Here is a 12,676-nt window from a genome sequence, read left to right as displayed (position 1 = left end):
AGGATCTTCATGAGCCACTACCGGAGCAACGTGCGCGACCTGCGCTTCAACCTCTTCGAGGTGCTCGGCACGGGCGGCCTGCTCGGCAGGGGCCGCTTCGCCGACCTCGATCCGGAGACCGCGGCGACGATGCTCGACGAGGTCGACCGGCTCTCCACCGGCCCGATCGCCGCCTCCTATGTGGACTCCGACCGCAACCCGCCGGTCTTCGACCCCGCGACGAGCTCGGTGACGATGCCCGAATCGTTCCAGCGGTCCTACCGCGCCTACATGGACGCCGAGTGGTGGCGCCTCGACGTGCCCGTCGAGGCCGGCGGCACCGCCGCACCCCGCGCGCTCTGGTGGGCGCTGAGCGAGCTGATCCAGGGCGCCAACGCACCGGTCTACATGTTCGGCGGCGGCCCCGGCTTCGGCGGCCTGCTGCACCGCATCGGCACCCCCGAGCAGCAGCGCATCGCCGAGATCATCATCGAGCGGGGCTGGGGCGGCAGCATGGCGCTGACCGAGCCCGACGCCGGTTCCGATGTCGGGGCGGGCACGACGAAGGCGGTCCAGCAGCCCGACGGCTCCTGGCACCTCACCGGCGTCAAGCGCTTCATCACCTCGGCCGAGCACGACCTCAGCGACAACATCGTGCACTTCGTGCTGGCCCGCCCCGAGGGTGCCGGCCCGGGGACGAAGGGCCTGTCGATGTTCATCGTGCCCAAGTTCCGCTTCGACCCGGTCACCGGCGAGCTCGGCGAGCGCAACGGCGTCTACGTCACCAACGTCGAGAAGAAGATGGGGCTCAAGGTCTCCACCACCTGCGAGCTGCGCTTCGGCGAGCAGCAGCCGGCCGTGGCCTGGCTCGCGGGCGAGGTGCACGACGGCATCGCCCAGATGTTCAAGGTGATCGAGTTCGCCCGGATGCAGGTCGGCGTCAAGGCGATCGCGACGATGTCGACGGGCTACCTCAACGCGCTGGACTACGCCCGCAGCCGGGTCCAGGGCCCGGACCTGACCCGTGCCGCCGACAAGACCGCACCCCGGGTGACGATCGACAACCACCCCGACGTTCGCCGGATGCTGATGCTGCAGAAGGCGTACGCGGAGGGGATGCGCGCGGTCTACCTCTACACCGCCGACTGGCTCGACCAGGGCGGCGAGCTCTCGACCAACGTCAACGACCTGCTGCTCCCGATCGTCAAGGGCGTCGGCTCCGAGCGGGCCTGGGAGATGCTGACGCTGTCGTTGCAGACGCTCGGCGGCTCCGGCTTCCTGCAGGACTACCCGATGGAGCAGTATCTCCGCGATGTCAAGATCGACACTCTCTACGAGGGTACGACGAGCATCCAGGGCCTCGACTTCTTCTTCCGCAAGATCGTGCGGGACCGCCGGGTCGCCTTCGACGCCGTCGCCGCCGAGATCGAGGCGTTCCTCGCCACGGTCGACGGCGACCTCAAGGCGGAGGCCGGTGCCGTCCGCGAGGCGCTCGCCGATGTCACGTCCATGATGGAGACGATGCTGGGCTGGCAGTCCGCCGCCCGCGACCACGTCGACGAGGTCTACAAGGTCGGGCAGAACACCACCCGGCTGCTGTTGAGCGTCGGTGACCTGCTCATCGGCTACCTGCTCACCCGGCAGGCCGCCGTCGCCCGGGCCGCGCTCGCGGCGGGCAGCACCGAGACCGACTTCTACACCGGCAAGCTCGCGGTCGCCCGCTTCTTCACCGCCACCGTCCTGCCCGAGCTCGCCGCCCGCCGGGCCGTCCTGGAGCGCACCGACAACGCGCTGATGGAGATCGGCACGGAGGCCTTCTGATGGACGATGTCCGGACGCGGGTGCTCACCGCGGCCACGGAGCTCTTCGCCGAGCTGGGCTACGACGCCACCTCGGTGCAGCAGGTGGTGAACCGGGCCGGGGTCACGAAGGGCGCGCTCTACCACTACTTCTCCTCCAAGGAGGAGCTGCTCTTCGAGATCTACGGCTCGGTCATCGCCGAGCAGCTCGCCGGGCTCGACCGGGTGCTCGCCCAGGAGATGGCGCCCGTACCGACCCTGCGCGCGATCATCGCCGACGTGGTGGAGACGACGGCCGAGCACTCGCTCGCGACCGCCGTCTTCACCCGCGAGCGCACCAAGCTCAACCTGGAGCACTGGCACGCGCTCCAGGCCCAGTGGCGCCGCTACCAGGACACCGTGCGCGGGGTGATCCGCGACGCGCAGGCGAGCGGCGACTTCGCCGCCGTCGCCTCGCCCGAGGTGATCTCCTGGATGATCTTCGGCGTCACCAGCACCATGCCCACGTGGTACCGGCCGGACGGTCCGAAGAAGGCCGCCGAGATCGCGGATGAGATCTGCGCCGTCGTCTTCGCCGCCCTGGCCCCGTCCACATCGGACTCTCTCACCTCGGACAGGAAGAATTAGCATGGGTTTCACCACCGCCGACGAGCTGAAGGCAGCCGCGGGCACCTCGCTCGGGCACAGCGACTGGTTCACCATCGACCAGGAGCGGATCGACCGGTTCGCCGAGGCGACCGCCGATCTGCAGTGGATCCACACCGACCCGGTCAAGGCCGCCGCCGGTCCCTTCGGCACCACGGTCGCCCACGGCTACCTGACGCTCTCGCTGCTGCCGAAGCTCGCCTCGCCGTTGGTCGCGGTCGCGAGTGCCCGGATGGCGGTCAACTACGGCCTCAACAAGGTGCGCTTCCCCGCGCCGGTGCCGGTCGGCTCCCGCGTCCGGGCCGCCGTCGAGGTGGTCACCGTCGACGAGGTCGAGGGCGGCCTGCAGGTCGTCTCCCGGGTCACCGTCGAACGCGAGGGCGGCGACAAGCCGGTCTGCGTCGCCGAGACCGTGTCCCGCTACTACTTCTGACCCGACGACGAGAAGAGACCTGGAGTGACGATGAAGGCATGGCAGCTCCACGAGCACGGTGAGCCCGCCGAGGTGCTGAAGCTGGTCGACGTCCCGACTCCGGAGCCGGGTCCCGGACAGGTGCTGGTCAGGGTACGCGCCGCGGCGCTCAACTTCCCCGACGTGCTGCTGTGCCGGGGGCAGTACCAGGTCCGGCCGCCGCTGCCCTTCACTCCCGGTGTCGAGCTGTGCGGTGAGGTCGTCTCGGGCGACGGGATCGATGTCGGCACCCGCGTCATCGGGACACCGGCGCTGCCGCACGGCGCGCTCGCGGAATATGCCCTGATGTCCGTGGCCGACGCGTTCAGCGCACCGGACTCGCTCGACGACGCGGCTGCGGCGAGCCTGCACATCGCGTACCAGACGGGGTGGTTCGGATTGCATCGGCGCGCGAAGCTGCAGCCGGGCGAGACGCTGCTGGTCCACGCGGCTGCGGGCGGGGTCGGCAGCGCGGCGGTGCAGCTCGGCCGCGCGGCCGGGGCCAGGGTGATCGCGGTCGTCGGCGGCGAGGAGAAGGCGCAGGTCGCGGCCGGTCTCGGCGCGGACCTGGTGATCGACCGCCATGCGCGCGACTTCATCGCCGAGGTGAAGGAGTTCACCGGCGGCACGGGTGTCGACGTGGTCTACGACCCGGTCGGCGGGGACGCCTACACCGGTTCGGCGCGCTGCATCGCCTTCGAGGGGCGCATCGTCGTCGTCGGCTTCGCCGGTGGCACCGTGCCGACGCCCGGCCTCAACCACGCGCTGGTGAAGAACTACTCCATCCTCGGCCTGCACTGGGGCCTCTACAAGCAGCACGACCTCGGCCTGCTGACGACGGCGCACGAGGAGCTGGTCCGCCTCGCCGACGCCGCACAGATCACGCCGCTGGTCGGCGGCACGATGCCGCTCGACGAGGCCCCGGCGGGTCTGACCCGCCTCGGTGCCGGTCAGAGCGTCGGCCGCCTGGTGGTCGTTGCGTGACCGCCGTCGGCATGGACACCGCGCGGCTCGCCGACTACCTGGAGCGGGCGTGCCCGGGCCTGGTCAGTGGCCCGCTCGACGCCGAGCTGATCCAGGGTGGACGGTCCAACCTCACCTACACGGTGACCGACACCACAACCACCTGGGTGGTACGCCGACCGCCGCTCGGCCACGTGCTCACCACGGCACACGACATGGCCCGCGAGTTCCGGGTGCTGTCGGCGCTGGCCGCCACCGCCGTGCCGGTCCCGGCGACGATCGCCCTGTGCCAGGACGACGAGGTGCTCGGCGCCCCGTTCTATGTGATGGAGCGCGTCGAGGGCACCGTCTTCCGCACGGCCGCCCAGGCCGCCCCGCTCGGTGCCGCGCGACTCCACGAGCTCTCGATGTCGCTGGTGGACGTGCTGGTGGAGCTGCACGCGATCGACCCGGCCGCCGTCGGGCTCGCGGACTTCGGCAAGCAGGAGGGCTACCTCACCCGGCAGCTCGCCCGCTGGGGCAAGCAGCTCGACGCGTCGCGCAGCCGCGACCTGCCCGGCATCGACGAGCTGCACGACCGCCTCGTCGCCGAGCAGCCCGAGTCGACCCGGTCCGGGCTGGTCCACGGCGACTACCGGCTCGACAACGTGATCGTCGCCGAGGACGGCCGGATCGCGGCGGTCCTCGACTGGGAGATGGCGACCCTCGGCGACCAGCTCACCGATGTCGGCCTGCTGCTGCTCTACTGGCAGATCATGCTCGACGGCGGTTTCCGGGGCGATGGCGGCGGTGCCGGTTTCCCCGACGGGAAGGTGCTCGCCGCCCGCTACGCCGAGCGCACCTCGACGCCGATCGACCGCCTGCCGTGGTATGTCGCCTTCGCCTGCTTCAAGCTCGCGGTCATCGCCGAGGGCATCCACTACCGATACGTGGCCGGTCAGACGGTCGGTGCGGGCTTCGAGACCTTCGGCCCCCTCGTACCGCAGCTCGTCCAGCGCGGCCACGCGATGCTGGCAACCACCCGGGAGGCATGACAATGGAGTTCGAGTTCGACGCGACCACCACCGAGCTGCGCGAACGTCTGCTCGGCTTCATGGAGTCGCATGTCTACCCCGCCGAGGCCGTGCTCGCCGAGCAGACCGCGAAGATCACCGACTGGTCGACGCCGCCGGTCATGGCCTCCCTCAAGGCGGAGGCCCGAGCGCTCGGCCTGTGGAACCTTTTCCTGCCGGAGGCAGGACGAGGGCACAGCCTTCCCCACGACACTCGTGGCGCCGGGTTGACCAACCTGCAGTACGCCCCGCTCGCCGAGATCAGCGGCCGCAGCCCGCACCTGGCGCCCGAGGCGATGAACTGCAGCGCACCGGACACCGGCAACATGGAGGTCCTCGCGATGTTCGGCACCCCCGAGCAGCAGGAGCGCTGGCTCAAGCCGCTGCTCGCGGGGGAGATCCGGTCGGCGTTCTGCATGACCGAGCCCGACGTGGCCTCCTCCGACGCCACCAACATCGCGACCAGCATCGTGCGCGACGGCGACGACTACGTCATCACCGGACGGAAGTGGTTCGCCTCCGGCGCGATGAACCCGAACTGCCAGATCTTCATCGTCATGGGCAAGACCGACCCGACCGCCGACCGGCACCGGCAGCAGAGCCAGATCCTGGTGCCCCGCGACACCCCCGGGATCGAGATCCAGCGGGGGATGACGGTCTTCGGCTACGACGACTCGTCGCACGGCGGGCACGCGGAGATCGTTTTCCACGGGGTGCGCGTACCGGCCGGGAATCTGATCGTCGGCGAGGGCGAGGGGTTCGCGATCGCGCAGGCCCGGCTCGGGCCGGGCCGGATCCACCACTGCATGCGCCTGATCGGCATGGCCGAGCGGGCGCTGGAGCTGATGTGCCGCCGGGCGCTGTCGCGGACGGCGTTCGGCAAGCCGGTCTCGGCGCAGGGCGTCGTGGGGGAGTGGATCGCCGAGGCGCGCTGCCGCATCGAGGCGGCCCGGCTGCTGGTGCTCAAGACCGCCTGGCTGATGGACACCGTCGGCAACAAGGGCGCGCACACGGAGATCCAGGCGATCAAGATCCTGGTACCGGAGATGGCCGGCTGGGTCCTCGACAAGGCGATCCAGGCACACGGCGGCGGTGGCGTCAGCCAGGACTTCCCGCTCGCCGCGATGTGGGCCGGCGCGCGCTCGTTGCGCCTCGCCGACGGCCCCGATGAGGTACACAAGATGTCGTTGGCCAAGTCCGAGCTGAGGAAATATGCGCTGGCACGAGGAGTGAGCGAGCGAAGCGAGGGAGCCCCGCAGGGCGCGCGGGAAATGGAGCCGAAGGCATGACCACACCGCTGGTGTTCGTGCACGGACTGGGTGGGTCGGGGCTCAACTGGTCCCAGCTCACGCCACTGCTCGCCGATGTCGGGCCGCTGCACGTCTTCGACCTCGCCGGGTTCGGGCTGCGCCCGCCGAGCGGCCCGCGGTCGACGACCGTGCAGGCCAACGCGGCGCTGGTGCAGCGCTTCATCGCCGAGAAGGTGGGGGAGCCCGCCGTGCTCGTCGGCAACTCGATGGGCGGGATGATCTCGATCCTCGTCGCGGCGGCCAACCCCGGCCTGGTCCGCGGTCTGGCACTCATCGACCCGACCCTCCCGGCCGCGCGTGGCGCCAAGATCGATCCGATGGTACGCAAACAGTTCCTGGTCCAGCTCGTCCCCGGGCTCGGTGAGCTGGTCATCCGGCGCCGGATCGCCCGGATTCCGGCCCGGGACCGGGTCGCCGCGACACTGGATCTGTGCTGCTCGGACGTCTCGCGGATCTCTGCGTCCTATGTGGAGGACATGGTGGCGCAGGACGGCGAGATGGACCGGGTGCAGCCGGACCGGGTCGCTGCGCACGTGGCGGCGTCGCGGTCGCTGCTGCGGGTGCTGGGGCGGGCGTCGACCTATCAGGCGAAGCTGGACGCGCTGACGATGCCGGTCCTGCTGGTCCATGGGACGCACGACCGGTTGGTGTCGGTGGTGAACGCCCGGGCCGCGGCGGCCAGGCACCCGGAGTGGACCTATGTCGAGCTGGACGCCGGCCACATCCCCCACATGGAGACCCCCGACGAGGTAGCCGCAGCCCTCAAGTCCTGGCTCCCCACCCTCCCGTAGCACCCAGACCCGCCGCCGCTCCCTGCTCCCCGCCCGTTGCTCGTCGCTCCCTGGCCGTTGCTCGTGGCTCGTCGCTCGCTGCTCGCTGCTCGCCGGTGTCGGCCAAGATCGTCGCAACTCTTGAAGAGTTGGTGTTATCGAGGCGCGTTTCGGTGGGGGCGAGGGTCAAGAGCTCGCCGACGGGGAGCTAGGTGCCCGCTCGGGCTGGTCTGCGTAGTGCGGGTCCGTCGGCGATCGGTCCCTCGGGCGACGGGGCGCGCCCGGCGGGCGCCGGGTCTGGCGCGTTTGGCGTCGGGTTTGGTGGGCGCCGGGTCTGGCGCGTTTGGCGCCGGGTTTGGTGGGCGCCGGGTCTGGCGCGTTTGGCGCCGGGTTTGGTGGGCGCCGGGTCTGGCGCGTTTGGCGCCGGGTTTAGTGGCGACGGGCCTCGCGCGTCGGGCGCCGGGGCTGGCACGTTGGGCGCCGGGGCTGGCGCGTCGGGCGCCGGGGCTGGCGCGTTGGGCGATTGGTCTGGCGCGTCGGGCGCCGGGGCTGGCGCGTGGGCAGTCGGCCTGGCGCGTGGGCAGCTGGTCTGGGCGACGTGCTGCGGGTCCGGGTGGCAAGCGGTGCAGAAGGCGCCCGATGTGGCGGCGCAGGGTCTTCGCGGGTGGAGATCACGTTAAATTCGGGGAAGCAGACGTAATCATTGATCAAGATCACGTCTACTTCAGGGAAAGCGACGTGATCACCGTCGCGGGGCCGGGGAGGCAGGCCGCGCGCTCGGCGTGATCACACCAAATTCGGGGAAAACGGTGTGATCAAGGGTCATGATCAGGCCTTCTTTGGGGAAATGGTGTGATCACCAGTTGGGAGGATCGCAACGCGCCTCGGCTTAGGACCAACTCTTCAAGAGTTGTGGGGATCGTGGGCGGACATGCAGGGGCCGGGCGTGCATCCGCGAAGAAAGCACGCCCGGCCGTTTTCTGAGGGTGGCTACCGGTTAGGGGTAGCTGACAACATTGCTCGGGACGGTAGCCGTCCCCTGAGCCGGTCCACCCGTGGTGTTGATGACGTTGTCGATGACGCCGTTTCCGCCCAGCGACACAGTGAGCACACTGTGGAACTTCACGTTGGGGTTGTTCGGCACCTCGAAGCCGCGAGCGGCGTGGATAGTCGGGTCGACGTTGAAGTAGCAGTAGCTACCCAGGCCCCACGCTTCGTGCGAGGTGACCGAGTCGGCCACCTTGTACGCCGCGTAGCCCTTCGTCGTCCCGTTCATGTAGGCGGCCTGGTTCGGCGGGTCGTAGGGCAGCTCGTTCTGGAAGAAGATGGTCTTGCCGCCCTGGCCGTTCCAGATCACGTTGTACTTCTGGTAGTGCTCGACGAACAGGCCGGTCGCCGTCACGTTGTTGCCGTTGACGATGAGGCCGGTGTCCGCGGTGTTGACCGTCCAGCCGATGCCCGCGCCGTGGTCGCCGCGCCATGCCCAGATGTGGTCGATGATGACGTTGTTGCTGTTGACCACGAGGCTGGTCGTGGCCTTGCCGGGGCCCGCGCCGCCGATCCGGAAGAAGACGTCCGAGATCGAGGTCGGGTTGGCGGCGTGGTTGCCCGTCGAGCCCGCGGCGCCCAGCTGGAGCAGCACCGGGGAGTTGACGGGGCCGGCGTCGAAGAGCAGGCCGGCGATGCGGACACCGTCCACGTCGGCGACGGACATCGGGATGACGCCGTTGTCCGGGATGATCGTCGCGAGGCCGAGGCCGAGCACGACGGTGTCCGGGCGGTTGACGTTGATCGTCCCGTTGATGTGGTAGACGCCGGGCGTGAAGAGCAGGTGCAGGCCCTGGGCGAGCGCCTGGTTGATCCGCGCGGCGGTGTCACCGGGCTTGGCGACGTAGAACGAGTTGATCGACAGCGAGCTGCCGGCCGTGGCGCCGCCCGCCCAGGTGGTGCCCGACGCGTTGGTACGCAGCGACGGCACGAAGACCCGGTAGGCACCGGCACCGTCGAGGTAGAGGTACGGCTTCTCGCGGCTGACCGGGGTGGTCGGCAGGGTCGTGTAGACCGGGTTCGGGAAGCTGTTGGCGGGAGCGCCCTGGACGCCGGAGAACGTCATGTTCCAGACGCCGTTGACCCAGCCGCCGATCTGGCTGTCCCGGGTGTACCACTGCTGCTGCGAGTAGGGGCCCACCGAGCCGCTGACGCGGGAGTCGGCGATGTAGCCGCCACTGGCCCAGCCGTAGCCCGCGGGGGCCAGGTTGAGGTCACCGTGGATGTCCATCCGCCGGAACGGGGCCGCCTGCGAAACGGCCCACCGGGTGAACCCGGCCGACGGGTAGATGGAGAGGTTCTCGGCCGACCGCCAGAAGTTCTGGGTGGCGTTGCCCTGGAACCAGCCCGCGTCCACGGTCACGTCGCCGTTGATCCGGACGTCGCCGGGGTTCTGGCCGAGACCGATGATCGAGGTGTAGAAGCCGATCTGCGCGTTGAAGCCGCTGTAGGTGCCCGGCTTGAAGGCGAGGACGTAGCGCTGGAGACCGAACTGGTTGGCCTCCATCTCGTTGAAGATGGCGTCGGCCTGGGCCTGGATGGTCGCGCCCGACATGCTCGGGTCGAAGACCTTCACGTTCGGGCCGAGCGAACCGCCGCCGGGGATGACCCCGCCGCTCGGGCTGGGGCTGGCGGGCGGGGGCGAGCTGGGCGGGGTGGTGCCCGTGCCGGTGTGCACGACGAACTCCCAGAGCGACACGCCGTACGCCGTGGCCTTGGCGGTGGCGTTGAGCCGCAGGTAGCGGCCGCTGCCGGTGACCGGGATGGTCTGCGTGCCACCCGTGCCGGTGGTGGTGGAGTAGATGGTGGTCCACGTCGTCGTGTTGTCCGAGGTCTGCAGCTGGAAGGCGGTCGCGTACGCGGCCTCCCAGGTCAGGACGACCTCGCAGATGGACTGGGTGGTGCCGAGGTCGACATAGATCCACTGGGGGACCGTGAAGAGGCTGGACCAGCGGGTGCCACCGTTGCCGTCGAAGGCGAGCGAGGCGGCGTTGGCGGCGTTCTCGGCCGAGGACGCGATGCCGGGGCGGCCGAGGGCGGCGTTGGCCGTGCCGCAGCCGGTGCCGCCGCCGATCTCGCCGTAGACCTGGAACTCCCACAGCGAGTATCCGTAGCCGGTGGCCCGGGCGGTGCCGTTGACCCGCACGTAGCGGCCGGAGCCGGTCACGTTGAGCGTCTGCACCCCACCGGTGCCGGTGGTGGTGCTGTAGATGTTGGTCCAGGGGCCGGTCGCGGTGGCCGAGGTCTGCACCTGGAACGCGGTCGCGTAGGCGGCCTCCCAGCGCAGCACGACCTGGCTGATCGTGGCGGTGCCGCCCAGATCGACCTGGATCCACTGCGGGTCGCTCGCGGCGCTGGACCAGCGCGTGCCGGTGAGGTTGCCGTCGAAGGCGGCGGAGGCGGGGGTGCCGGCGTTCTCGACGGACGAGGCGGTGGCGGGCTTGCCCTGCGAGAGCAGGGTGACCGCGGCGCTGGCGGAGCTGGAGAGCGCCACGGCATAGGTGGCCGTCAGCGCTGCGAGGACGGCGAACACGAGAGCGTATAGGGGTCTGCCGCGGGGAACGGCGAGACGACGAACGGGTTGCATCTCATCTCCCTGGTGGGGGCTGGGAAGTAGAACGTGCCGGGCGGATCCAGCTCAGGGACGGGCTGGAGGTCGTACTAGAGAGCGCTCTCTGGGAGAAGAGTTGTCGTTTGTTGGATTCCTGTCAAGGCCATGTTTCGACCACGTGTCGGGTGCGCTACCCCTTGGCGCACAGGTGAAGCCACCCTGGCCAGCATATTTGTTGCCCGGGGCAGCATTCGAATTGATAAATCAGTGCCGGGAAATTATTTTGATCATGGGCGAGCGCTCTCCGAACCGAGTGGGGCCACGCTGACCAGCGAAACTTCTCTAAAGAAGGCTGCCTACTCCGCCGGCCAGCGGGTCAAGCAGCCGATCAGGAGGGTGGCGAGCATTTCGTGCAGCGCGGTGCGGAAGTCGAGCCGCATCGCCGCCATCGCCGGGTCCTCGTAGACGCAGAGCATCGCGTCGGTCGGATTGGTCAGTGGCCACAGCCCGCCGGTCGAGAGCAGCACCCCCGCGGCGAAGTGGAAGCCGCCCTTGGCGCCGAGCTCCGGCAGGCAGGCGCGGGTCAGCGCGGTCAGCGTCTCGGTGTTGGCGATCGCACCGAGCTTGTAGCGCTTGGCCACCTCGGGGGAGATGTTGCGCTCCAGCACCCCGGCCGAGACGCTCATCAGCTCACAGAGCAGCGGATCGGCGACGAGCGAGGCGGTGAGCACGTCGGCGACCTGGACATACCGCTCGGCGACGGGCGCCGCCGGATCGATCGCGGCGGGCAGCTCCGTGCCGAGGCGCGCGAGCCACCCGCGCCAGGCGGTGTCGAAGAGGTCGAGCAGGACCGCCTCGCGGGTCTCGAAATAGCGCAGCACGTTGGACTTGGCGAGGCCCACCCGGCGGCTCAGCTCGTTGAGGCTGAGGTCGGCGACGGGCATCTCGGCGAGCATCGCCGCGGCGGTGTCGAGGATCGCCTGGCGGCGCACCTCACGCTGCTCCTCGCTGCGTGCCCGCTGGAACTCGGCGAATCTGGTCACGCGCTCTGCCCTCCCGTCGGCTGTGGTGCTGATCTTAGCTTACAGACCGCCGGTTCCTTGTTAACGAACCGGCGGTCTGATACGGTGGCGAATAACAGACCGATGGTCTCATCAACGTCCGCAGGGAGAAGATCATGTACACCGTGCCAGATCAGACCGGTCGTCTCGCCGTCGTCACGGGATCCAACAGCGGCACCGGCCGCGAGGCCGCCAGGCGGCTCGCCGCCGCGGGCGCCCACGTCGTGATGGCGGTGCGCACGGTGGCGAAGGGCGAGCAGGCCCCGCGCCGAGATCCTCGCCGAAAACCCCGAAGCCCTGTTGTCGGTACGCCGTGTCGACCTCGCGGATCTCGCCTCGGTGCGCGAGTTCGCCGACGGGATGGCGGCTGATGGCGTACCAGTCGATTTGTTGATCAACAACGCGGGCGTGATGGCGCCGCCGACCCGGATGACCACGGCCGACGGGTTTGAACTGCAGTTCGGCAGCAACTTCCTCGGACCGTTCGCGCTGACGATGCGCCTGCTGCCACTGGTGCTCGCGGCCGACGCGCCGCGGATCGTGACGATGAGCAGCGGCACCGCCAACTTCGGCCGGATCCGCTTCGACGACCTGCAGTGGACGGGGGGATACAGCCCGATGCGGTCCTATGCCCAGTCCAAGCTCGCCGACCTGCTCTTCGCCCGGCACCTCGCCGGGGTGATCACCGAGCGCGGCTGGCGGGCGATGAGCGTCGCGGCGCACCCCGGCTACACCAAGACCAACCTGCAGACCGCCGGGGCCAGCCTCGGCCGCGACAAGCCCAAGCGGAGCCTGCTCACCAGTGTCGACATCCTGCCGTCGCAGCAGCCGGAGCAGGGCACCGAGCCGCTGCTCCACGCCGCGACGAGCCGGGCCGTGGTCAACGGGGGATACTACGGGCCGAGCGGCTTCATGGAGCTCGTCGGCGAGACGAAGCCCTCGCGGCTCACCAAGCGGATGCGCGACGAGGATGTCGCCGCCCGCCTCTGGACCGAGGCCGAACGCCTCACCGGCGTGACCCTCCCCGCCCTCGCCACCCGCTGACTGC

Annotated in this window: 9 protein-coding genes and 2 pseudogenes; 9 read left to right on the top strand and 2 right to left on the bottom strand. The window is 69.8% G+C overall.

The genetic code is table 11. The features are described 5' to 3' along the window. Window positions 1-9 precede the first annotated feature (9 nt). The 7 genes and pseudogenes from F4553_RS12045 (at window position 10) to F4553_RS12015 (ending at window position 6,990) form a co-directional block, all read left to right on the top strand. Complete coding sequence (locus F4553_RS12045) at window positions 10-1,800, top strand: acyl-CoA dehydrogenase (protein ID WP_184835461.1); 1,791 nt, start codon at window positions 10-12, stop codon at window positions 1,798-1,800. Continuing rightward, window positions 1,800-2,405: a TetR/AcrR family transcriptional regulator gene (locus F4553_RS12040; protein ID WP_184835459.1), complete on the top strand. Its 606-nt coding sequence runs from the start codon at window positions 1,800-1,802 to the stop codon at window positions 2,403-2,405. Before F4553_RS12045 ends, F4553_RS12040 begins: the two co-directional genes overlap by 1 nt. A gap of 1 nt (window position 2,406) precedes the next feature. Next, window positions 2,407-2,856, top strand: a complete 450-nt coding sequence (locus tag F4553_RS12035) for a MaoC family dehydratase (RefSeq protein ID WP_184835457.1) — start codon at window positions 2,407-2,409, stop codon at window positions 2,854-2,856. Between the two features lie 30 nt (window positions 2,857-2,886). Next, a complete protein-coding gene (locus F4553_RS12030; RefSeq protein WP_184840631.1) occupies window positions 2,887-3,858 on the top strand; it encodes an NADPH:quinone oxidoreductase family protein in 972 nt (323 codons plus the stop codon). A gap of 11 nt (window positions 3,859-3,869) precedes the next feature. Continuing rightward, entirely contained in the window at window positions 3,870-4,871 is a 1,002-nt protein-coding gene (locus F4553_RS12025) for a phosphotransferase family protein (RefSeq protein ID WP_184840633.1), read from the top strand. A gap of 2 nt (window positions 4,872-4,873) precedes the next feature. Next, a pseudogene (locus F4553_RS12020) lies at window positions 4,874-6,106 on the top strand (acyl-CoA dehydrogenase family protein); the annotation flags it as partial. 68 nt (window positions 6,107-6,174) lie between these two features. Beyond that, window positions 6,175-6,990 carry an alpha/beta fold hydrolase gene (locus F4553_RS12015; RefSeq protein WP_184835455.1) on the top strand — a complete coding sequence of 272 codons (816 nt, stop codon included), beginning with the start codon at window positions 6,175-6,177 and terminating at the stop codon, window positions 6,988-6,990. 976 nt (window positions 6,991-7,966) lie between these two features. Here F4553_RS12015 and F4553_RS12010 read toward each other — a convergent pair. Together F4553_RS12010 and F4553_RS42375 are read right to left on the bottom strand one after the other, a co-directional pair. Next, on the bottom strand, window positions 7,967-10,603 hold the full coding sequence (locus F4553_RS12010) for a pectate lyase-like domain-containing protein (protein WP_184835453.1): 2,637 nt from the start codon (window positions 10,601-10,603) through the stop codon (window positions 7,967-7,969). A 320-nt stretch (window positions 10,604-10,923) separates the two neighbouring features. Continuing rightward, on the bottom strand, window positions 10,924-11,610 hold the full coding sequence (locus tag F4553_RS42375; protein ID WP_312875170.1) for a TetR/AcrR family transcriptional regulator: 687 nt from the start codon (window positions 11,608-11,610) through the stop codon (window positions 10,924-10,926). A 134-nt stretch (window positions 11,611-11,744) separates the two neighbouring features. Here F4553_RS42375 and F4553_RS42940 point away from each other — a divergent pair, with 134 nt between their 5' ends. Together F4553_RS42940 and F4553_RS12000 are read left to right on the top strand one after the other, a co-directional pair. Further along, window positions 11,745-11,999 carry an SDR family NAD(P)-dependent oxidoreductase gene (locus F4553_RS42940; protein ID WP_221469866.1) on the top strand — a complete coding sequence of 85 codons (255 nt, stop codon included), beginning with the start codon at window positions 11,745-11,747 and terminating at the stop codon, window positions 11,997-11,999. Continuing rightward, a pseudogene (locus F4553_RS12000) lies at window positions 11,899-12,672 on the top strand (SDR family NAD(P)-dependent oxidoreductase); the annotation flags it as partial. The gene F4553_RS42940 and the pseudogene F4553_RS12000, both read left to right, overlap by 101 nt. Window positions 12,673-12,676 lie beyond the last annotated feature (4 nt).

It is taken from the genome of Allocatelliglobosispora scoriae (genome assembly GCF_014204945.1).
In the GTDB taxonomy this organism is placed as follows: domain Bacteria; phylum Actinomycetota; class Actinomycetes; order Mycobacteriales; family Micromonosporaceae; genus Allocatelliglobosispora; species Allocatelliglobosispora scoriae.
Note: the sequence above shows the minus strand (reverse complement) of the source record. Positions and strands in the feature narration are given on the sequence as shown.

What these genes read in the sequence shown, in the direction of transcription:
- F4553_RS12040 (WP_184835459.1), top strand. Translation starts at nt 1,800, where the DNA reads ATGGACGATGTCCGGACGCGGGTGCTCACCGCGGCCACGGAGCTCTTC.
- F4553_RS12025 (WP_184840633.1), top strand. Translation starts at nt 3,870, where the DNA reads ATGGACACCGCGCGGCTCGCCGACTACCTGGAGCGGGCGTGCCCGGGC.
- F4553_RS12010 (WP_184835453.1), bottom strand. Translation starts at nt 10,603, where the DNA reads ATGCAACCCGTTCGTCGTCTCGCCGTTCCCCGCGGCAGACCCCTATAC.
- F4553_RS12015 (WP_184835455.1), top strand. Translation starts at nt 6,175, where the DNA reads ATGACCACACCGCTGGTGTTCGTGCACGGACTGGGTGGGTCGGGGCTC.
- F4553_RS12030 (WP_184840631.1), top strand. Translation starts at nt 2,887, where the DNA reads ATGAAGGCATGGCAGCTCCACGAGCACGGTGAGCCCGCCGAGGTGCTG.
- F4553_RS12045 (WP_184835461.1), top strand. Translation starts at nt 10, where the DNA reads ATGAGCCACTACCGGAGCAACGTGCGCGACCTGCGCTTCAACCTCTTC.
- F4553_RS12035 (WP_184835457.1), top strand. Translation starts at nt 2,407, where the DNA reads ATGGGTTTCACCACCGCCGACGAGCTGAAGGCAGCCGCGGGCACCTCG.
- F4553_RS42940 (WP_221469866.1), top strand. Translation starts at nt 11,745, where the DNA reads ATGTACACCGTGCCAGATCAGACCGGTCGTCTCGCCGTCGTCACGGGA.